The sequence below is a fragment of the Acinetobacter wuhouensis genome, assembly GCF_001696605.3.
GTDB classification, from domain to species: domain Bacteria; phylum Pseudomonadota; class Gammaproteobacteria; order Pseudomonadales; family Moraxellaceae; genus Acinetobacter; species Acinetobacter wuhouensis.
In genome coordinates, this window is record NZ_CP031716.1 from 1838607 (window position 1) to 1860134 (window position 21528).

The 21528-nt window shown below is 38.0% G+C and carries 20 protein-coding genes; 7 read left to right on the plus strand and 13 right to left on the minus strand.

Going from position 1 to position 21528, the window contains the following annotated elements:
- Positions 1 to 123: 123 nt before the first annotated feature.
- Positions 124 to 618 carry a hypothetical protein gene (locus BEN71_RS09325; protein WP_068974638.1) on the plus strand — a complete coding sequence of 165 codons (495 nt, stop codon included), beginning with the start codon at positions 124 to 126 and terminating at the stop codon, positions 616 to 618.
- Between the two features lie 434 nt (positions 619 to 1052).
- Here BEN71_RS09325 and accC read toward each other — a convergent pair whose 3' ends face one another.
- The 8 genes from accC to BEN71_RS09365 all read right to left on the minus strand — a co-directional run bounded on the left by accC (position 1053) and on the right by BEN71_RS09365 (position 8477).
- The gene (gene accC, locus BEN71_RS09330; protein WP_068974639.1) at positions 1053 to 2417 is read right to left on the minus strand and encodes an acetyl-CoA carboxylase biotin carboxylase subunit; all 1365 of its coding nucleotides are present in this window, start codon (positions 2415 to 2417) and stop codon (positions 1053 to 1055) included.
- A 16-nt stretch (positions 2418 to 2433) separates the two neighbouring features.
- Positions 2434 to 2850: an acetyl-CoA carboxylase biotin carboxyl carrier protein gene (locus tag BEN71_RS09335; protein WP_068974640.1), complete on the minus strand. Its 417-nt coding sequence runs from the start codon at positions 2848 to 2850 to the stop codon at positions 2434 to 2436.
- Between the two features lie 17 nt (positions 2851 to 2867).
- On the minus strand, positions 2868 to 3323 hold the full coding sequence (gene aroQ / locus BEN71_RS09340; protein ID WP_068974641.1) for a type II 3-dehydroquinate dehydratase: 456 nt from the start codon (positions 3321 to 3323) through the stop codon (positions 2868 to 2870).
- 235 nt (positions 3324 to 3558) lie between these two features.
- Positions 3559 to 4875, minus strand: coding sequence for a Y-family DNA polymerase (locus BEN71_RS09345; RefSeq protein ID WP_068974642.1), 1317 nt, complete (start codon positions 4873 to 4875; stop codon positions 3559 to 3561).
- 105 nt (positions 4876 to 4980) lie between these two features.
- The gene (locus tag BEN71_RS09350; protein WP_068974643.1) at positions 4981 to 5976 is read right to left on the minus strand and encodes a fatty acid desaturase family protein; all 996 of its coding nucleotides are present in this window, start codon (positions 5974 to 5976) and stop codon (positions 4981 to 4983) included.
- 155 nt (positions 5977 to 6131) lie between these two features.
- Entirely contained in the window at positions 6132 to 6923 is a 792-nt protein-coding gene (locus BEN71_RS09355) for a PaaX family transcriptional regulator C-terminal domain-containing protein (protein WP_068974644.1), read from the minus strand.
- 153 nt (positions 6924 to 7076) lie between these two features.
- Entirely contained in the window at positions 7077 to 7976 is a 900-nt protein-coding gene (locus BEN71_RS09360) for a LysR family transcriptional regulator (RefSeq protein ID WP_068974645.1), read from the minus strand.
- 78 nt (positions 7977 to 8054) lie between these two features.
- Positions 8055 to 8477, minus strand: a complete 423-nt coding sequence (locus tag BEN71_RS09365; protein ID WP_068974646.1) for an HD domain-containing protein — start codon at positions 8475 to 8477, stop codon at positions 8055 to 8057.
- Positions 8478 to 8594: 117 nt separating this feature from the next.
- On the opposite strand from BEN71_RS09365, the gene BEN71_RS09370 reads away from it, so the two are divergent.
- Positions 8595 to 8930 carry a hypothetical protein gene (locus tag BEN71_RS09370; protein ID WP_068974647.1) on the plus strand — a complete coding sequence of 112 codons (336 nt, stop codon included), beginning with the start codon at positions 8595 to 8597 and terminating at the stop codon, positions 8928 to 8930.
- Positions 8931 to 9000: 70 nt separating this feature from the next.
- Here BEN71_RS09370 and BEN71_RS09375 read toward each other — a convergent pair whose 3' ends face one another.
- Positions 9001 to 9954: a LysR substrate-binding domain-containing protein gene (locus tag BEN71_RS09375; protein ID WP_068974648.1), complete on the minus strand. Its 954-nt coding sequence runs from the start codon at positions 9952 to 9954 to the stop codon at positions 9001 to 9003.
- Between the two features lie 275 nt (positions 9955 to 10229).
- Here BEN71_RS09375 and BEN71_RS09380 point away from each other — a divergent pair, with 275 nt between their 5' ends.
- The 3 genes from BEN71_RS09380 to BEN71_RS09390 all read left to right on the plus strand — a co-directional run bounded on the left by BEN71_RS09380 (position 10230) and on the right by BEN71_RS09390 (position 14347).
- Entirely contained in the window at positions 10230 to 11450 is a 1221-nt protein-coding gene (locus BEN71_RS09380; RefSeq protein WP_068974649.1) for an acyl-CoA dehydrogenase, read from the plus strand.
- Positions 11451 to 11706: 256 nt separating this feature from the next.
- Positions 11707 to 13023 carry an MFS transporter gene (locus tag BEN71_RS09385; protein WP_068974650.1) on the plus strand — a complete coding sequence of 439 codons (1317 nt, stop codon included), beginning with the start codon at positions 11707 to 11709 and terminating at the stop codon, positions 13021 to 13023.
- A 94-nt stretch (positions 13024 to 13117) separates the two neighbouring features.
- Positions 13118 to 14347, plus strand: a complete 1230-nt coding sequence (locus tag BEN71_RS09390; protein WP_068974651.1) for a CaiB/BaiF CoA transferase family protein — start codon at positions 13118 to 13120, stop codon at positions 14345 to 14347.
- Between the two features lie 183 nt (positions 14348 to 14530).
- Here the strand turns inward: BEN71_RS09390 and ppk1 are convergent, their stop codons facing one another.
- The 4 genes from ppk1 to BEN71_RS09410 form a co-directional block, all read right to left on the minus strand.
- Positions 14531 to 16636: a polyphosphate kinase 1 gene (gene ppk1, locus BEN71_RS09395; protein ID WP_068974652.1), complete on the minus strand. Its 2106-nt coding sequence runs from the start codon at positions 16634 to 16636 to the stop codon at positions 14531 to 14533.
- A 216-nt stretch (positions 16637 to 16852) separates the two neighbouring features.
- Positions 16853 to 17323: a hypothetical protein gene (locus BEN71_RS09400; RefSeq protein ID WP_068974653.1), complete on the minus strand. Its 471-nt coding sequence runs from the start codon at positions 17321 to 17323 to the stop codon at positions 16853 to 16855.
- Positions 17324 to 17557: 234 nt separating this feature from the next.
- A complete protein-coding gene (argF, locus tag BEN71_RS09405; protein WP_068974654.1) occupies positions 17558 to 18478 on the minus strand; it encodes an ornithine carbamoyltransferase in 921 nt (306 codons plus the stop codon).
- 127 nt (positions 18479 to 18605) lie between these two features.
- Positions 18606 to 19259 carry a TetR/AcrR family transcriptional regulator gene (locus BEN71_RS09410; RefSeq protein WP_117276783.1) on the minus strand — a complete coding sequence of 218 codons (654 nt, stop codon included), beginning with the start codon at positions 19257 to 19259 and terminating at the stop codon, positions 18606 to 18608.
- A gap of 237 nt (positions 19260 to 19496) precedes the next feature.
- On the opposite strand from BEN71_RS09410, the gene prpB reads away from it, so the two are divergent.
- Both prpB and prpC read left to right on the plus strand, forming a co-directional pair.
- Positions 19497 to 20381, plus strand: a complete 885-nt coding sequence (prpB, locus tag BEN71_RS09415; RefSeq protein WP_068974701.1) for a methylisocitrate lyase — start codon at positions 19497 to 19499, stop codon at positions 20379 to 20381.
- Positions 20382 to 20383: 2 nt separating this feature from the next.
- Positions 20384 to 21511 carry a bifunctional 2-methylcitrate synthase/citrate synthase gene (gene prpC / locus BEN71_RS09420; RefSeq protein WP_068974702.1) on the plus strand — a complete coding sequence of 376 codons (1128 nt, stop codon included), beginning with the start codon at positions 20384 to 20386 and terminating at the stop codon, positions 21509 to 21511.
- The last annotated feature ends 17 nt before the right edge of the window (positions 21512 to 21528 follow it).

Genomic DNA, 21528 nt, shown 5'->3' on the forward strand with positions numbered 1-21528 from the left:
TATTACAAAAAAAATATATATTATAAATAACTACGAATATTGTTCTTATATGGTTAATTTTACATGTTTTATTTTGAATATATGCTAATTTATGACAAATGAAATATGACATACAGACTTGGTATGAAAAAAACAGCATTAATAACAGCTTTATTCCTTAGTTTTTCAAGCTTTACGATGGCAGCAGAACAGACTACTCAAGTGCAGACAGCGCCGGCGAGTACGGTGACTGCAACCAATAAAACCAGTTATATTCGTATAAATACGCGCCCTGAAATTTTGGGTTTATGGGGCATGGAAATTCCGAACAATAAGAAATGCACTGAGTTTTATAATTTTCGTGGTCAAAATGAAGTCGTTGTTAATAGTGGTAAAGAATGGTCAATAGGGTTATTTGATTATCAACCTTCACCAGACAATACATTAGAAAAGCCACCTGTGCTGATTATGCAGATCAAATATGAAAATAATGAAATAGATTGTTCTGGTCAGAAGCAAGATCAAAGTGGGGAGGTCTCTCAGTACTTTGTGAAATGGATTAATAAAAACCAAATTAACTTCTGTGCATCTGATAAAGGTGATCAGTGTTTTGCGACCTTGAATCGTGTGCTTCCGTAAATATTTAACCTGAGTTCGAAGTTGATTTCTTCCAAAAATTTGATACGCGGAAACGTCCTTCGCAATTGTTTGAGGCATGAGCCAGTCATGGCGCAAGATTTATAAGTTAATGTTTTTGCGATAATCTTGATATATTTCGGTAGCTGACGAGTTCTGCGGTGAGGATCCTCAAAATATATTTTGAGTCCGTAAGGTGGTTTTCTTGCGAAGCTTCGCTTCTCATTTGCCGAATGAGAAACATCGTTTCGTAAGAGTATGGTCGAGCCGAAGGCTAATCCTAATATATGAACAAAACCGATAAGACTCCGTCACAATGAACCTTACCCTACTGAAATTATTAAAATAACTTATCGAACTGACGTTATTTATTATTACTTTTTGCATAAAAAAACCTCTGATTTACAGAGGTTTTTTTATTTCACAGATACTTTTAATTAAGCATCATTTTCATGGCCTTGCACTTGTTTAAGCAAGTGTTTTTCAAGGTAGTGAATATCCATCGCTTGTTTGCAGAAGTTTTTATCTTCAAGAATCAAATCTTTATGCAATGGAATATTGGTTTTAATTCCAGTCAAAATCATTTCATCTAAAGCTTGCTTCATACGTGCAATCGCAGTATCTCGATCTTTACCATGTGAAATCAATTTGGCAATCATTGAGTCGTAATATGGCGGAATGTTGTAGCCTTCATAGATATGAGAGTCTAAACGAATCCCTGCACCACCTGGCGCATAGAATGCTTCAATTTTACCTGGTGAAGGTAAGAATGTTGAAGGATCTTCAGCATTGATACGGCACTCAATCGCATGGCCTTTGAGTTGAACTTCATCTTGTGTGATGTTTAAGCCTAGACCCGCAGCAATACGTAACTGTTGCTCAATAATATCGACACCTGTCACTTGTTCAGTTACAGGATGCTCAACTTGAACACGTGTATTCATTTCAATAAAGAAGAATTCACCATCTTCAAATAAGAATTCAAACGTACCTGCACCACGATATTGCATCAATTTACAAGCATTTACACATGCTTCTAAAATATGCGCACGTGCTTCTTCTGGTAAACCAGGAGCAGGTGCTTCTTCGAGTACTTTTTGATGACGACGTTGTAATGAACAATCACGATCATACAAATGAATCGCTTCGCCATTTCCATCAGCCAACACTTGAACTTCTACATGGCGAGGCTTTTGTAAGAAACGTTCCATATAAACAGTGTCATCACCGAACCACATTTCAGCATCACGCTGTGCTGCTTGAACAGATTCAAGTAAAGTGTCGACACGTTCAACAATACGCATCCCACGACCACCACCGCCAGAAGCAGCTTTGACGATCAGAGGGAAACCAATTTCTTTCGCTTCGGCTAAGGCATTATTTGGTGTTACTGCGTGAGCAGAACCAGGAACGGTAGGTACACCCGCTTTACGCATTGCCATAATCGCAGAAACTTTATTCCCCATGAGGCGAATATGTTCAGGACGTGGGCCAATGAAAATAAAACCAGAACTTTCTACGATTTCGGCAAATTCAGCATTTTCAGACAAGAAACCATAACCAGGATGGATTGCATCTGCGCCTGTAATTTCCGCAGCAGTAATGATAGCAGGGATATTCAAATAACTTTCGCTACTTGCACCTGGACCAATACATACAGCTTCATCACAAAAGCGCAAATGCATTAAATCTTTATCAGCGTCTGAATAGATACCGACAGTTTTGATTCCTAAAGTCTTACAAGCACGAGTGATACGCAGCGCGATCTCACCTCGGTTTGCAATTAAAACTTTTTGCAACATATCAACCCCCTAAATATTACGCGCGATAGCGGAATAAAGGTTGACCGAATTGGATTACATCGCCATTTTTAACTAAAATTTCTTCAACAACACCGCTTTGAGTCGCTTCAATCGGGTTCATGATTTTCATTGCTTCGATGATACCTAAAGTTTCACCCGCAGAAACAGTTTGACCAACATTGACAAACGGTGCTTCGCCAGGACTTGGAGCAGAGTAGAACACACCAACCATTGGTGAAGTTTCTACAGCACCACGAGAGGCAGCTTTTACAACAGGCGCTTCAGCAGCAGGCAATGCAACAGGTGCGACACCAGCAACCACAGGATTACGACGTGTTAAAGCAATCGATTGATCTCCTTCTTTAACTTCAATCGCTTGAAGGTCAGATTCGATCATCAAATCGATGAGCTTTTTAATTTTGCGAATATCCATGTGTTTGTATTCCTAAATTATGATTGGGTTGAAGATTTAATTTTGTCGATCGCGTAATTCAATGCAAAAGAGTAACCTTGAGCACCTAAACCACAAATTACGCCTACGGCTTTGTCAGATAAATAAGAATGATGTCTAAATGCTTCGCGAGCATGGACATTTGAAAGATGTACTTCGATAAATGGAATGGCAACGCCCAGTAACGCATCACGTACAGCAACAGAAGTATGGGTAAGTGCAGCAGGATTAATAATAATAAATTTTACGCCGTCAAGCTGTGCTTGGTGAATACGATCAACGATTGCACCTTCCCAATTGCTTTGGAAAGTATCTAAAGTCATATTGGCTTGTTGAGCTTGGCTGCTGAGTTGTTGGTTAATGTCATCCAATGTGAGGTGACCATAGACCTCAGGTTCGCGCTTTCCTAGCAAGTTTAAGTTTGGTCCGTGAATGACCAAAATGGTCGAACTCATTGAGACTGCTCCAATTCAAAAGTTGCAAAAAATCTTTGCAAGATGTCTGCAAAGTTTGCATATTATGGCATGTTTTTCCACAAATACTTTATATTTTCTTTGAATTGTCGCAGAAATGCTGTGCCTTGTATGGGCTATATCATGTTAATTTTGAAGCGAAATGGCAATGTTAAAATATGACATTTTTTGAAGGTGTTTCGTTATCGACATATTCTAAACGGAGTGACCAAACTATTCATTTATTTTGTGTAACAGCCATGTGAGAGTCATCAATACATAAGATGTCACTCCATCGAGTCGTATAACGTGGAGAGAGGTTTTGTTGACGCATTTTCCATGAATTTTCTTTGGAATGATAACCGACTTGGACGCTGTCTGAGCCATAACGCTTTTTCACTTGCGCTAAAGTTTTCATCAGTTCATCACGTTGTTGAATCAATTGAACAGGGTGCCATAAGTCATTGATGTGTTGGCTTTTACTGTGTAAGGCAGAAAACATCACCGCAACTTTTACATATTTCTTATTTTCTTTAAATAAAACATCGATTTGCTGTAATGCAGTTTGTGTAAGCAGGAGCAAATCATCAGTTGCATACTCTAAACCTATGACTGTTGAAAGTGATTTTTTATAGGGTGCTTGGGGGATTTTTTCATACAAAGAAACATGAATGACGGCACAGAGTTGCTGTTGTTTGCTTAGGCGTTGATGTGCTCGATTGACATGGAAAATAATTGCTTGTTTGATGATGTCAATCTGATTGAGTGCAGATGCAAAACTACGAGAAGATAAGATACGTTTAGAGGGAATTTCAGGGTCATCCAAAGAGATACAGGATTGACCTTTTAGCTCACGAATGGTGCGTCCAATGAGCACTGAAAATGCTCTTGTAAGGTGATGTTCATTGGCAAAAGTTAAGTCATAACAGCTTTCGATCTTGTAGGCTTCTAACTGTTTGCTGATTTTACGTCCAATCCCCCAAATCTCGGAGACATTCGTATTGAGTAATAAGGTTTCAAAACTACACAGATCGAGTTGTGTCAAGTCGCATACATTTTGAAAACCCTGTTTTTTCTTGGCAAAATGATTGGCAAGTTTGGCTTGGGTTTTGCTATAACCAATGCCGATACAACAGGGTAGACCGAGCCATTTTTGGATGGTTTGAACGAGTTTGCGACAATAATCTTCTAAGTCGAATAAATCTCGATAAGAACTTAAGTGAATAAAACACTCATCAATTGAATAGGCTTCTAAATCTTCAGCTCTAAAAAATGTTTCAAGTGTTCTAAAAAAACGATCTGAAAAATCAGCATAAAGCGCATAGTTACTTGAATAGGCGATGACGCCTGCTTGTTCAGCTTGTTCTTGGACTTCATACCATGGCACAGCCATATTAATATTGAGTGCTTTGGCTTCATTGCTTCGAGAGACAACACAGCCATCGTTGTTACTGAGTACAACAACGGGTTTATTGTTGAGACGAGGATTAAACACACGTTCACAACTGACATAGCAGTTATTGATATCAATCAGTGCGAAAATTTGCTCAGCCATATTTATTTTGAAAAAGTTACAAATTCAAAATATAGCATGAATATTGGATAAATAAAATACAATGAGTGGGTAGTATTTTCTGCTATATAACCCATTCTAAAATGATCATGCTGTTACTGGTTCTGCTTTTTGATTAGAAAGCAATTTAATTACCTCTAAATAAGTGGGTGGTTGTTCAACAAAACCACGCTCACGTAATAGCTTATGCATCCGTGGCAATTTGAAATAGGGCACAGATGCCATCAAATGATGTTCTTGGTGATAATTGACATGAATGGGTGCAACCAAGGCACGTGCAATAAGATTGGCTTTGGTGGTTCGGGTATTGGTCAATGCATTGTGACTGGTCTGCATGCCTGCATGTTCTGCCATTGAACGAATACGAATAAAAAGCGGAAATGGTGTGATATAGGCAATCGGCCACAACCAATACAGTTTGGCGTGTCCTGCTTTTTTCAAAGCATAATATATTGCTGCATTGGTCAGGACGGCACCTGAGCTGTTTTTGATTAAGGTTTTGGCAAAGTCCAAAGCATTACGATTTCCAACAGGAATTTTGCGTTGATCATTGGCAACCGTCCATTCAAGTAACTCCAAATCCATGAGTAGGCGACCAAATAAAAATTTAACTCCCGTCAGTCCTGTAAGATCACGACTAAATTTTCGCATAAGTGATTTTTTTGAAATAGGAAAGTTATCTACAAGGCTTAAATCAGGATCTTCAGGTAATGAGGTTTTGGCATGATGGCGCATATGATGCGCACGATATTTATGCAGATCATTCCAAATTGGTTTGGCGCATAACCAGTCTGTTGCATCATTTAACCATTTGCTTTTAAATAAACTATGGTGTGAAGCATCATGCATTAAAATGGCTAAACACAGTTGGCGACCTGCTAAAATAGCCAAAGCGACAGCAATCATTAAAACCTTGCCCCAAGTGGGCAGATATTCCCAAGAAAGTGCAACACTGGCAAATGTACCTGCAATAACAGCCCATGTTGAACCCACAGCCCATAAACCACCAAGGTCTGAGGGTGTTGTTAATTCATCAATTTCTTCTCTGGAAAATAATTCTGTCACGCTGATGCGGGCATTCATTTGTAGTCCTTTCATCTTTTTATTGGATGTAAAATGATTGTAGAGTATAAAACATTACAGTCAATTAATTTTATTTTTTAAATGTAATATTTAATGGGTTTGAGATTCAAACAACATCGCTAAACTCTAAACTTAACAAACTAAATCATTTGATTTTAAATGTTTTCTTTTTGATTTAACTGTTGCCAAGTGTCTTGTCCAATTTGATCGAGTTGAATCACCGCCGTGAAAAAATCAGCTCTTAATGCTGTATTGACCCAAGTTGAGGGAAGCAATGGATCCGTGAGCATGAGCGCAATGGTTTCTCTACCGAGTAAAAAAGATGTTCTTGCACGCTCGATTTGATTCATTGTTTGGTAATGGCTTAACCACTGCTGAAGCTGTAGAGTGTATTTTTCATAGCGTTGATTCAGTTTCTGTGTGTCCCATAAGTCTATGATTTTATTTTGTGTATCATCGGAAAACTGAGCAATGAGCATAAATTTGGCTTCGGATTCTAATCCTTGATGCACTAACTTTTGAGTCAGCTCATTTAAATTTAGCGTTAAATTATCAGGCCGAATAAAAAAGCCTGTTTCGAGTTCTCTAAAGCCCGCATGTTTTAAAATCTTTTCTCGATGGTTGAGTGCCGTGCGATCAGTACGACCTAAATGTGTCGTTAAAATACCGATGTATTGTTGATTCCAATCGGGTTTACTTTTTAATGCATGATCACGATGGAGAATAATTGAACCCCAATTTTCAGCATTGGCACTGAGTTTATAGTGACCACGAGATATCGATTCAATCATATTTTCATGGCTTAAACGTGTTACCGCAACACGAATGTTATTTTCACTAATTTCTAATATTTTTGCAGCATTGAGAATTTGTTTAATTGAGAGTGTTTGACCACTAGAAGCCAAAAATAAATCGAGAATGAATGACTTGGCATTTAAAGGTGTCATTTGAGCACTCAGAAATGTTAAAAATGTATCAATAGGAATTATATTGATATTTTACAGTGTTGATCAAAGAATAGTGATTGATTTGGATGCTAGATGATGAAGTCAGTACAAACAAATCAATCCAAAGTACGCGTGTTATTTTCTACGTTAATTTTAGCGCTTATTCAAATGTTCGACTAAATAGTCGATAAAAACCCGTACAGCAGGCAATTGTCCACGACGAGATGGATAGACGGCATGGAAGATCCCATGCGGTGCTTTCCAGTCAGGTAAAACACGAACCAATTCACCGGTTAAGACATAATCACTGGCAACCGAGTCTGGTAAAAGGGCAATACCACAGTTTTGCACAGCTAATTTTGCCAGCATAATCAGATCAGAACCCATTAAAATTGGATTGATTTTGACCTTTTTTTGTTGATTTTGGGCATCATGTAAAATCATTTGTTGATCTAAATGCTCATCGACCATACTTAAAATACGATGCTCAGTTAAATCATCTGGCTTTTTCAGCATTCCAAATTCATTTAAATAGGCTTGGCTTGCAAATAAATGTTGTTCGATATTTTCAAATTTACGAATGACTAAACTTGGGTCATCATCTAAACTTGCGCGAACCCTTAAAGCCACATCAAAGCCTTCATTAATAATATCAATTCTACGGTTACTGACCATCAATTGAACTTTAATTTCAGGATAGGTTTTTAAAAAATCAGGTAAAATTTTTGAAAGCTCATTTTGTGCAACGGAAACAGGAACGCTGACTTTGATGACACCACGTGGTTGTTCACTTAAATGATCCACAAGATCATGGGCAGATTGGGCTGCATTCATCATGACTTGGGCATGACGATAAATATTCATTCCAATATCAGTGACAGCAAAATGTCGTGAGCTGCGTTGAATTAGGCGAACACCGAGTTTTTCTTCTAAGTTATATACACGGCGACTGAGTTTGGATTTTGGAATATCGGTTGCACGTTCAGCAGCACTAAAACCGCCGTGTTCGACAACAAGACCAAAACAGTAAAAATCATCCAAATCAGTGAGCATAAAATACATTCCAAAATTGCAACAATTGGGCATTTTTACACTCAATTGTTGCGTTAAGTCAATTTGTTAATTGTGAATTTATGCAGTCATGAGAATATATTGAACCTGTTTATATTCTTCTAAACGTAAAAGGTCTTTGGTTGTAGGGTGAGGAATACGGGTTAAATCCATATTGTCAGCAACATCTGCCAATTTAACAATACGCGCAATTGGATTTTTAACAGCACGATATGCGGCTTCAATACGTGATTCGCCATCTTTCTTTGTCAATGCAACAATCGCATCGACAATTTCTTGGCTAAATCCTAAAGAAATCAAATCGACCACAGTCGTATCTGTATCTTCTAAAATATCGTGTAGTACGGCGACGATTTGCTGATCAGGTGTTTTCACTTTGAACATCAGTCTGAGAGGGTGGAAAATATAAGGTTGATTTCCTTTATCTTTTTGACCTGCGTGTTTACGAGCTGCTAAAGCAATCGCTTTTTCAATCGTTGACATAATATCCTTGTCTTTCATTTCTGTATTTATTCAAAATCTTGCTTTATTGCAATCCAAAACGAGTGTTTAATTTGCCCCAACTCGTTTAAAATATAATTTTATTTTGTTCTAATCTTTATGGCTTTTCAACTAATCACCTTAGAAAATTCTCAAGAAAATGTTACATGCCCACATTGCCAACATGCAGTGATTGATTGGAATGAAGAACAGTATTTACAACCTTGTGGACATACCTTATTCATTGCGATGGACTTAGGTTTTGAGTTCATTGCAGATGAGTTTGAATCGACCATGTCACGCACTGTGGATGAAATTCACGCACATGATGATCAAGGCTTAAATATTTTCCAAGAATTAAGCAACAGTTCATATCCTGAATTTACAATTTATAAAGCCAGTTTAGGAGCTGTAGGTGGACAAGAAATTTCACGTTACATCGGTTTTACGGGATAGTTATATTTGAACGGATCGAGTTGAATTTATTGCGTTTAGAGAAAATTCAAGATTTGAAATTCTCTAAATGTTATTTCATAAAAGTGTTTTGTGATAATTCAACTTCTGTCAGTAACCATTCGATGAATTTTGCAATTAGTGGTGACTGTTGCTGTTCAGCATAGACAAAATAATAAGCGCGAGAACCTTTTAGCTTAATATCTGAGGCAATGATTAATTCACCTGAACGGAGTTCTTTTTCAAGCAGTTTTTGCGGAATTAAAGCAACGCCCATGTGATGTATAGCGGCAACAGCAAGCATGGAAAATAGTTCGTGCCGTTGTCCATCGAGTGCAAAGGGATGATCTAAATCAGATACTTCAAACCATTCTTTCCAGATATAAGGGCGTGTGGTTTGTTGTAATAAAGGTAGGCTCGCGATTTCCTGTGCGGATAAGCTACGTGTTAATTCACCTGAATGTCCCTTCAGTTCAGGAAAATGCTTAAAAATTAAATCTGCTGAACATACAGGCACGACATCTTCATTCATCAAATAATGTGTTTTTGCATTTGGCCAATTTTCAACTTGAGCAGGTGTACCAGTATAAATGGCTGCATCAAAAATATGATCACTGAATAAAAATGGCTTGGTACTGGTTTCCAAATGAATCGTGATCTCAGGATGAATCTCATTAAATTTATACAGTCGCGGTAATAACCAACGTGTTGCAAAAGTGGGTACGACCCCAATTTTCAGCGTTCCACCTAAACCTTTGTGGCTCATCACATCCAAAGTACTTTGCTCAATTCCAAGTAAATGTGACTTGATATTTTTAAAATAATGTTCACCCGCTTGAGTGAGTTCGACGCCGTGACGGGTACGATTAAATAAATTCAATCCTAAAAATTCTTCAAGTTGTTGTACTTGCCGAGATACTGCGCTTTGGGTCAGATGCAGTTCTTGTGCTGCAAAGGTATAGCTTAAATGCTTTGCCGCAGCTTCAAAACAAATCAGTGATTGTAGTGAGGGAATCATTCTACGCATATTCGTTCCTTGAATATCTTAATGAAAATTGAAGTTCTAGTTGAATGATTTATATCAATAATACTGCTTCAAAATATATTTAAACAATATCTACGCTCAGGGTTGAACTTTAGTCTGATCTTAAAATAGGAAAATAAACTCATCTTCACTATTGAGCTAATCAAAACACAAGATATGCATAAATGGAATATCTGAGTGCGAATTTATCGTTTGAAAGCTTGATTGTTCACGTTTAAATTGAATGTAACAACAAAACGAGATGCGCAGAGGAAGCGATGAATCAAATGGTCAATACTAAGAAAACCCGTGTTCAATTTAACTGGCAAGATCCATTTTTATTGGAACAACAACTGACTTCAGAAGAACGTATGATCCGTGATGCAGCTGCTGCTTATTCACAAGATAAGTTGATGCCACGTGTTTTAGAACAATTCCGTTATGAAAAAACCGATGCTTCGATTTTCCGCGAAATGGGTGAGTTAGGCTTATTAGGTCCAACCATTCCAGAGCAATACGGCGGTGCAGGTTTAAACTATGTCAGCTATGGTTTGATCGCACGTGAAGTTGAACGTGTGGATTCGGGTTATCGTTCAATGGCAAGTGTGCAAAGTTCATTGGTGATGGTGCCGATCAACGAATTTGGCTCAGAAGAACAAAAACAAAAGTATTTACCTAAATTGGCAACAGGTGAATATATCGGTTGCTTTGGTTTAACTGAGCCTGATCATGGTTCTGACCCTGGTAGCATGATTACTCGCGCTAAAAAAGTTGAGGGCGGTTATCGTTTGACTGGCGCGAAAATGTGGATTACCAACAGTCCAATTGCCGATGTATTTGTAGTCTGGGCGAAAGAAGTTTCTGCTGAAGGTAATGTTGGTGACATCCGTGGCTTTATCCTAGAAAAAGGATGGGAAGGTCTGTCAGCACCCGCGATTCACGGTAAAGTCGGTTTGCGTGCATCAATCACGGGTGAGATTGTGATGGATAATGTCTTCGTTCCTGAAGAAAATGCTTTCCCAGAAATCCGTGGATTACGTGGTCCATTTACCTGTTTAAACAGTGCGCGTTATGGTATTGCTTGGGGTGCAATGGGTGCGGCTGAGTTTTGTTGGCAAACAGCACACCAATACACCATGGATCGTAAACAATTTGGTCGTCCATTGGCTGCCAATCAATTGATCCAAAAGAAACTGGCAGATATGCAAACTGAAATTGCATTAGGTTTACAAATCGCATTGCGTTTTGGTCGTATGAAAGATGAGGGTATTGCTTCAGTTGAAGGGACTTCATTAATCAAGCGTAATAATTGTGGCAAAGCTTTAGATATTGCTCGCGTTGCTCGTGACATGATGGGTGGGAATGGAATCAGTGATGAATTTGGTGTGGCACGCCATTTAGTGAATCTTGAAGTGGTGAACACTTATGAAGGTACGCACGATGTCCATGCTCTAATTCTTGGTCGTGCTCAAACTGGTATTGCAGCTTTTGGTAACTAAGCTGATATAAATCATTATGTTAAGAACCTTTAAGGGTGTTCATGACTGAGCATCCTTAGAGCGGTTTTGCCTTAAAATTTAAAATAAATGAATAAGGTAAGTTGAATTAACGATAGAAGGATTCATCGTACAAATATCTATATTGCTGTAAATTGTCAAATTTCATTCAAGTTTTAAAATTATAAATAAAGAATGGATTGATAATGAGGCTGTAAGATAACCGATGACTCATTTGGGAAAATGAGGTAAAGGAAATATGAACAATGACGTTCAATCAGTTGCACTTTCTGTAAAAGGAAGTTTGCCATCTAATATTGGTACATACGAAAAAATTGGTCCAAATACTTGGAAATGGGCATTACTATTTGCTTATTTTGCGATGGTGGTAGATGGTATCGACATCATGTTGTTGTCGTATAGTCTGACCAGTTTAAAAGGTGAATTTGCATTAACAACTTTTCAGGCAGGTGCTTTAGGTAGTGCTTCATTGGCTGGTATGGGAATCGGAGGGATTCTCGGTGGTTGGGCATGTGATAAATTTGGTCGCGTGCGTACGATTGCAAATTCAGTGACATTCTTTTCTATTGCAACGTGTTTGTTAGGGTTTACTCAAAGTTTTGAGCAATTTATGGCATTACGCTTTATTGGTGCATTGGGTATAGGTGCGCTGTATATGGCATGTAATACTTTGATGGCTGAATATGTTCCTACAACATATCGTACAACTGTATTGGGAACATTACAGACGGGACAAACGGTTGGTTATATCGTAGCAACAATTTTAGCAGGTGTAATTATCCCTGAGCACGGATGGCGAATTTTATTCTTTATCACTGTGATTCCAGCATTTATCAATATTTTCCTACAACGTTTTGTACCTGAGCCGAAGTCATGGCAATTGACTAAAATTGATCAATTACAAGGTAAAAAACAACCTGAAAAAGTGGTTGAAGAGAAACCTAAAAGTGGCAGTATTTATAAACAAATTTTTGCCAATTTTAAACATCGTAAAATGTTCTTGTTGTGGATGACGACTGCGTTCTTCTTACAGTTTGGTTATTACGGAATCAATAATTGGATGCCTAGTTATCTTGAAACTGAAGTGCACATGAACTTTAAAAATATGACTAGCTATATGGTGGGTTCTTATACTGCAATGATTTTAGGGAAAATATTGGCAGGCTATTTAGCAGATAAGTTTAATCGCCGTGCTGTATTTGTATTCGGTACGATTGCGAGTGCGATTTTCCTCCCAATTATTATTTTCTTTAACACCCCTGATAATATCTTGTATTTATTGATCACATTTGGGTTTTTATATGGCATTCCTTATGGTGTAAATGCAACGTATATGGCTGAATCATTCTCAACAGATGTGCGTGGTACTGCGATTGGTGGTGCATACAATATTGGGCGTGTTGGTGCTGCAATAGCTCCAGCTACGATTGGTTTCTTAGCTTCGGGGGGGACATTTATGACAGCATTTATTGTCATGGGTGCAGCATATTTTGTAGCTGGCATCTTACCAGGTTTGTTTATCAAAGACCGTCAATATGATCCGCAAAAACAGTAATGTGCACTAAAGCATAATGCTAAATAATGAAAATTTTATCAAAGTAAATGAAATATTGAGGAGGGTCAAAGCTCCTCATACAGAGGGAAGTAACATGGGTGCATTACAAGGAATTCGAGTTTTAGACCTGAGTCGCGTACTTGCAGGACCATGGTGTGGACAAATTCTGGCAGACTTAGGTGCAGAAGTCATTAAGATTGAACGACCGCAGGTGGGTGATGATACCCGTATGTGGGGACCGCCGTGGATGTTAGATCAACAGGGTAATGCCACCCGTGAGTCAGGCTATTACCAATGTGCAAACCGAAATAAATCATCAGTCGCAATTGATATTGCAAGTGAGCAAGGGCAAAAGCTGATTCAAGAAATTGCGAAAACAGCAGATGTTGTTATCGAAAATTTTAAAGCAGGCTCATTAAAAAAATATGGCTTGGATTATGACACGCTCAGTCAAATTAACCCTAAACTCGTTTATTGCTCAATTACGGGTTTTGGTCAGGATGGACCACGCGCTGAAGAACCTGGTTATGATTTTATCATCCAAGGTATGTCAGGTTTGATGAGTATCACGGGTGAAAAAGATGGTGAACTTGGTGCAAGTTCGCAAAAAGTAGGTGTCGCTGTTGTTGATATTCAAACAGGGCTTTACTCAACCATTGCGATTCAAGCTGCGTTGCTTTCACGGCATCAAACAGGCAAAGGGCAATATATCGATATGTCCTTGCTTGATGTACAAGTGGCAGCATTGGCAAATCAGGGTATGAACTATCTGACTTCTGGTGTTGCACCTAAACGTATGGGGAATAATCATCCCAATATTGTGCCTTATCAAACATTTCAAGCACAGGATAAAGAATTCATTATTGCATGCGGAAATGATAAACAATTTAAAGACTTATGCATTGCAATTGGGAAACCTGAGTTGTTGGAAAATCCAAATTACATTCGTAATCAAGACCGAGTAAAAAATCGTGCTGAATTGGTGCCTTTATTGGCAGAGTATTTCAAGACCAATACAGCTAAACATTGGGTGGATGCAATCCATGGTGTGAAAGTCCCTGTAGGTGTGATTAATTCAGTTGCGGATGCACTAGATGAGCCTCAAATTCAACATCGTCAAATGGTGGTAAATATTCCACATGCCTACAATCCGAATTTTAAAGTGATTGGTTCTCCGATTAAAATGTCAGATACACCTGTAGAATATCGTAATGCGCCACCACGATTGGGGGAGCATACTAAGTTGATTTTAGAACAATTTCATACCCTTGAAGAATTACAGCAGTTGAAAGAATCAGGCGTGATTGATGGGTTGGGTTTGTAAAAACATGCGTAGATCACATGAATTGATGCACATAAAAAAGATCAATGTAAGCAATTAATTTACATTGATCTTTAAAATAGCCTAAGCAATTTTTACGAATTACGAATTACGAATTACGAATTACGAATTACGAATTACGAATTACGAATTACGAATTACGAATTACGAATTACGAATTACGAATTACGCAGTCGTAGGAATAATTCGTTGTTGCATCAAAACTTGCTGTGCAATATGAATTTCAGCACCTTCTTCAGGATGTACGGCATGCCACTCATCCTGATCATTCAATTCCCATGCACGAACATTGTCTTTGAGGTAGCTAAGTAATCCAAATTCAATAATTTGTTTCTTCAATTTTTTATCTTCAATCGGGAAACAGGTTTCGACACGTGAGAACAGATTTCGACCCATCCAGTCCGCACTTGCACAATATAAGTCATCATTTCCAGCATTATGGAAATAATATACACGGGTGTGTTCTAAAAAGCGTCCTACAATCGAGCGGACATGGATATTTTCAGATAAGCCCTTAATTTGCGGTTTTAAGCAGCAAATTGAACGAATAATTAAATCAATTTTAACCCCTGCTTGTGAGGCAATATATAGTGCAGCTATTAATTTAGGTTCAGTTAGAGCATTCACTTTAATGATAATACGGGCTTTTTTTCCTGCCTTCGCATGCTCAGTTTCTTGCTGAATCAAATCCAATAACTGAGAGTGTAAGGTAAAGGGTGCATGAAATAGTTTTTTGAGTTTGAGTAACTTACCCATTCCGGTCAATTCTTGGAAAATTTTATGTACATCTTCGCAAATATCAGGATCAGTGGTGAGTAAACCATAATCGGTGTACATACGTGCATTACCCGCATGGTAGTTGCCTGTCCCTAAATGCACATAACGTTTCAATTGATTATTTTCACGGCGCACAATCAAAATCATTTTGGCGTGGGTTTTATAGCCCACAATGCCATAAACGACGACAGCACCTGCTTCTTGTAAAATATTGGCTACAGTAATATTTGACTCTTCATCAAAACGCGCGCGTAATTCAATGACCGCCGTGACTTCTTTACCATTACGCGCAGCTTCAGCGAGAACTTGAACGATTTCAGAATCTGGACCACTACGATATAAAGTTTGTTTAATCGCCAAAACATTGGGATCTTGAGCCGCTTCTTTGAGCAAATTAATCACAGGTTTGAACGAGTCAAAAGGGTGATGTAATAACACATCTTGCTTACTTAAAACCTCGAAGGTATTTTTTGCATTTCTGAGAACTTTTGGAATAACGGCTTGATACGGTTTAAAACGTAATTCAGGAATATCAAAATTGGTAATTAAGCGAGTTAAGTTTACAGGACCATCGACTTGATATAACTGAGAATGATCAAGGTCAAACTGTTCCAATAAATAGTTATTGATCGAATTAGGGCAATTATTGGCGATTTCTAAACGTACAGCACGACCAAAACGACGAGACGATAACTCATCTTTGAGTGCAACTGCCAAATCATCAACATCTTCAGCAAGGGTTAAATCGGCATTTCGAGTAACACGGAATTGATAACATCCCGTTGCAGTCATACCAGGGAATAAATCATTGATATGCTGATGAATAATTGCAGATAATAAAATGTAATGTTCTTCACCATTGGTGAGTTCGTCGGGTAAGCGGATAGCACGTGGCAGCGAACGAGGTGCAGGGACGATGGCTAATTCAATATGACGACCAAAAGCATCTTTACCTTCCAAAGTGACAATAAAATTCAGACTTTTATTGACGAGTCTTGGGAAAGGGTGTGAAGGATCAAGGCTGATCGGAGTGACTACAGGTTGAACTTGTTTGAAAAAATAATTTTTAATCCAATCTTTATGCTTTTCTTCAATATCGTTGTATTGAATAAATCTAACCCCATAATCTGCAAGTTCAGGCAATAATACATTGTTTAATATATGGTATTGCTCTTCAATTGCGAGATGCGCTTTTTCTGAAATATGTTCAAGAATCACTTCATTGGGAATGCCATCAGGTGCAGTGGTAATACTATTCATATCCACTTGCTTCATTAAACCTGCAACACGAATTTCAAAAAACTCATCAAGGTTTCGAGAGAAAATAATTAAAAAATTTAAACGTTCTAGCAAAGGATGATTTTCATCCTTTGCTTGTGCTAAGACACGTTTGTGAAATTCGAAAAGTGAAATTTCACGATTAATATATGTTTCTGAACTGTGTTGAAATTCGTAAATTTGAGAATGATTTGAAGCCGGCATGATCTGCGTCATTTGGAAAACTGTCTAGAAGACCTTGTAGGGCATAGTAAGTTTTATATATGACAGAAATGTTACATTTCTTAAAATATTGAACATTTCTTTCTTCTAAATAGTTAAAAAATAAAGTTTTTATCAACTCAAGCCAAATGAAATAGAATTCTTTCATTATAGTTTAAATGATTAATTTTAAATTATTCAATTGTTTAGAAGATGTAGCATTGTACAGCCTTAAAACTTACATTGATCATTATTCACTTTTATTTCATAGCTTTTTTGATCTGAAGATAATTTCATTTTCACATAATAAGGATTACGTCTTTGGAACTCATTTTCAAAAATCAGATGACAATTTTCAATCATTCCTTTGATTAGGTACTGTTGAGTTTGTTCTTTACCGACACTTTTAGCAAATTGGTCGAAATCTTCAGAAGTAATGAGTCCTTGTAAACTGATGTGATCATGAGACATCTGCATTTGTTCAATCACCGTGTTTTGGTCAATTTGAATTGGATAAACACGTGAATCTTCATCGCTCAATGCAGCTAAAATGATGTCTAAATTTTTTTGATCTTTGATTTTATAGTTTTGGTCAATCAGGTTTTTTTGAATCAGATACGTATCAAGTTCTGTCGCATGTGACGACATTGCAAATACAGAAAATAAGGATACAGTAAGTGCAGGAATTATTTTGAATTTCATTTGAATAATACACATATAGATAGTATGGTTTTATTATATGCAATCTTTCTTATTTTACGAGTAAGTTTTTGTTTAATAATTTGTTTCTTCACAAGAATAAGCCAAAAGTAACTTTAATATGGTTTGATGGGTGAATACCCATTAAGAAATTATATTGACTTTCGAAAGGGCACTATTTTACCTCAATAAAAAGGCTTTGATTTACAAAGCCTTTTAAAATATTAAAACTTAAAGTTAATCTTTTTTCAGATTTTCATTAATTAAAAATTCAACCAATGCTTTTTGTGCATGTAGACGGTTTTCTGCTTCATCCCAAACCACAGCATTTTTATGGTCAAGCATATTTTCAGAAATTTCTTCACCACGGTGCGCAGGTAAGCAATGCATAAATAAGCAATCAGGGTGTGCTAAATCCATCAGTTTTTCATTCACTTGATAATCAGCAAATGCTTTTTCACGGATTTTTTGCTCTTCTTCTTGCCCCATGCTCGCCCAAACATCAGTCACGATCAGGTCAGCATTCACTGCAGCATCTTCAGCAGATTCAAACACTTCTGCACAATGCGCAAATTCAGAAAGAAACTCTGGTTTTGGTTCATAGCCTTTCGGAGAAGCGATCTTTAATTTAAAGCCCCACATATGTGCTGCTTCAATATATGAATTACACATATTGTTGCCATCACCAATCCAAGCCACAGTTTTTCCTGCGATTGGACCACGATGTTCAACAAAAGTTTGTACGTCTGCAAGTAATTGACAAGGATGATGATCATCTGTCAAAGCATTGATCACAGGAACACTTGAGTATTCAGCAAAACGTTCAACGATGTCATGACCAAAAGTACGAATCATCACAACATCAAGCATACTTGAAATCACACGTGCTGAATCTTCGATCGGCTCGCCACGACCCAACTGAGTATCACGAGATGAAAGAAAAATTGCGCTACCACCAAACTGAGTCATACCAGCTTCGAACGACACTCGCGTACGAGTACTCGATTTTTCAAAAATCATTCCCATGACTTTGCCAACAAAGGGTTGGAACACTTCATTGTTATGTTGTTTTCGCTTTAACTCTTGAGCACGTTCAATGATACGGTTAAGTTCAGCAGTTGATAAGTCACGTAAAGTAAGAAAATGTCGTAGAGCCATGGTTACTCCACAATAATTGTCTAGTCAAAGCCAATAGGGTATTGACCAACAATTCATTGTTGGTGGTTGATGAAAATAAAAAGGAGAATCATCTAATATACTATAGGAATGTCAAAACGCAAAAAAATTAGACTTTTTGATGACCGTCTAAGAAGCGATCTACACAATAACTGACGCAATCGAATATTTCTTGATCAGTTTCTTGGATATGAATGCCCATTAAAATTCGCCATTCTAGGTTTCTAAGTATTCCAAAATAGAATTGAGCAGAATAAAGCGGATTATCGCATTTTAAAAGTTGCTTTCCAGCGCAACTTTCTAAGGCTTTTGCGATTGCAAGTTGAACCTGCTTAGGACCTTTTTCGTGGATATACAATGCCAGTTGTGGGTCTTTTTGTGAGCGTTCAAAGATCAGTCGAATAAAAGCGATATTTTCCGGCATGATCATGTGTTTATAAAAGGTAATCAGCGTCGTGATTAGATAAGGGCGTAGTTCATTTTGTACTGGGTTAAAAGGAATACACACATCTTTGAAGAATAAATCACGGCGATAATCACAAATTGAAGTGAATAAACCTTCTTTATTACCAAAATATTTATAAATGGAAGCTTTAGATCCACCTGCATGATTAACAATATCATCTAAGGATACAGCGTCATAACCACGCTCTAAAAATAAATCATTGGCACTAATCAATAACGCAAGGCGACGCTCATACCCACGCTTGGTTTGCGGGTAATCACATCGAGTCATTTCAATTTGTGCTAAATCTTCGTTCATAGATCACATGCAGAAAAAAGGTATTTTTGATTATATCAAAGATAGCCATAAAATTCTTATGGAATACATTTTTGCATTATTTTGATGAAAAAAAATACAAATAAATGAAAAAATGAATCAAAATTCATTTTTCTTTGACTAAAGTTTTAGAGTAAACTACCCAAACTGCCATATGCGAATAATAAATTATGGCTATACTCAAAACTCAATAAACAAGTGACCACTGTGGAAAGGAATATGACACAACAAACGTCTGCAGGCTTAAGATTTAGACAAGCACTGGAAGTGGAAAAACCATTACAAATTATCGGTACAGTCAACGCTTATGCAGCGATGATGGCGAAACAAGTCGGTTACAAAGCGATTTATCTTTCGGGTGCTGGTGTTGCCAACTATTCATACGGTTTACCTGATTTAGGCATGACCAGCTTAGACAACGTATTGGAAGATGTTCGTCGTATTACCGAACGTGTAGACACACCATTATTGGTTGACATTGACACAGGTTGGGGTGGTGCATTCAATATCGCACGTACTGTGAAACAGATGATTGCCGCAGGTGCAGCCGCTGTGCATATCGAAGACCAAGTGGCACAAAAACGTTGTGGTCACCGTCCAAACAAAGAAATCGTTACACAACAAGAAATGGTTGATCGTATCAAAGCTGCGGTAGATGCCAAAACGGATTCAAACTTTGTGGTGATGGCACGTACCGATGCACTACAAAAAGAAGGTTTGCAAGCGGTGATTGACCGTGCATGTGCATGTGTAGAAGCGGGTGCAGATGCGATCTTTGCTGAAGCGATGACTGACATTACCATGTACAAAACAGTCTGCGATGCAGTCGGTGTACCAGTTTTAGCAAATATCACTGAATTTGGTGATACACCGTATTACACCACTCAAGAATTGGGTGAGCAAGGTATTTCAATGGTGCTTTATCCATTGTCAGCGACTCGTGCTATGCAAAAAGCAGCACTCGAAGTATTCCGTTCGATTCGTGAAAATGGTACGCAAGTGAATGTACTTGACACCATGCAACAGCGTAAAGAACTGTATGAATTCCTTGATTATCATACTTTTGAAAATACATTAGACAAATTATTCACTGAAGGAAAATAAAAATGGCTGAAGGAAAAGTACTCACTGGCGCAGGATTGCGCGGTCAAGTTGCAGGTAAAACAGCTTTATCAACTGTAGGTAAAAGTGGCGCAGGCTTAACTTACCGTGGTTATGATGTGCAAGATTTGGCTGAAAACTGCCAATTTGAAGAAGTTGCATACTTAATCTTCTTTGGTGAATTACCAACGACTGAACAATTGGCTGCATACAAAGCAAAACTCAAATCACTTCGCCAATTGCCACAAGCATTAAAAGAAGTACTTGAGCGCATTCCTGCGGATTCACACCCGATGGACGTGATGCGTACAGGTGTTTCAATGTTGGGTAACATTGAAACTGAGAAATCATTCGATGAACAGCAAGATGTTGCAGACCGTATTTTAGCAACTTTACCTGCAATCATTTGCTACTGGTACCGCTACAGCCATGATGGCGTACGTATCGAAGAAAACACAGATGATGATTCAATCGGTGCTCAATTCCTTCACCTTCTTCGTGGTGAAAAGCCAAATGAATTGCATGAGCAAGTGATGAACGTATCACTGATTCTTTATGCTGAACATGAGTTTAACGCATCGACATTTACAGCGCGTGTATGTGCTTCAACTTTGTCAGATATGCATTCATGTATCACAGGTGCAATTGGTTCACTTCGTGGTCCACTTCATGGTGGTGCAAACGAAGCTGCGATGGAAATGATTGAGAACTGGACATCTCCTGAAGAAGCTGAGCGTGAAATGCTAGGCAAATTGGCACGTAAAGAAAAGATCATGGGCTTCGGTCATGCAATTTACAAAGACAACGATCCACGTAACGGCATCATCAAAATCTGGTCTGAAAAATTAGCAAAAGATGTCGGTGATACCGTTCTTTATCCAGTATCAGTACGTTGTGAAGAAGTGATGTGGCGTGAGAAGAAATTGTTCTGTAATGCGGACTTTTTCCATGCGTCTGCATACCACTTTATGGATATCGCAACCAAACTGTTCACGCCAATCTTCGTGATGAGCCGTGTAACAGGTTGGGCAGCGCATGTGATGGAGCAACGTGCAGACAACCGTATTATTCGTCCAAGTGCGGATTATACTGGTCCAGAATTGCGTAAAGTTGTACCAATTGCTGAGCGTTAATAGCTCATTACTACTTT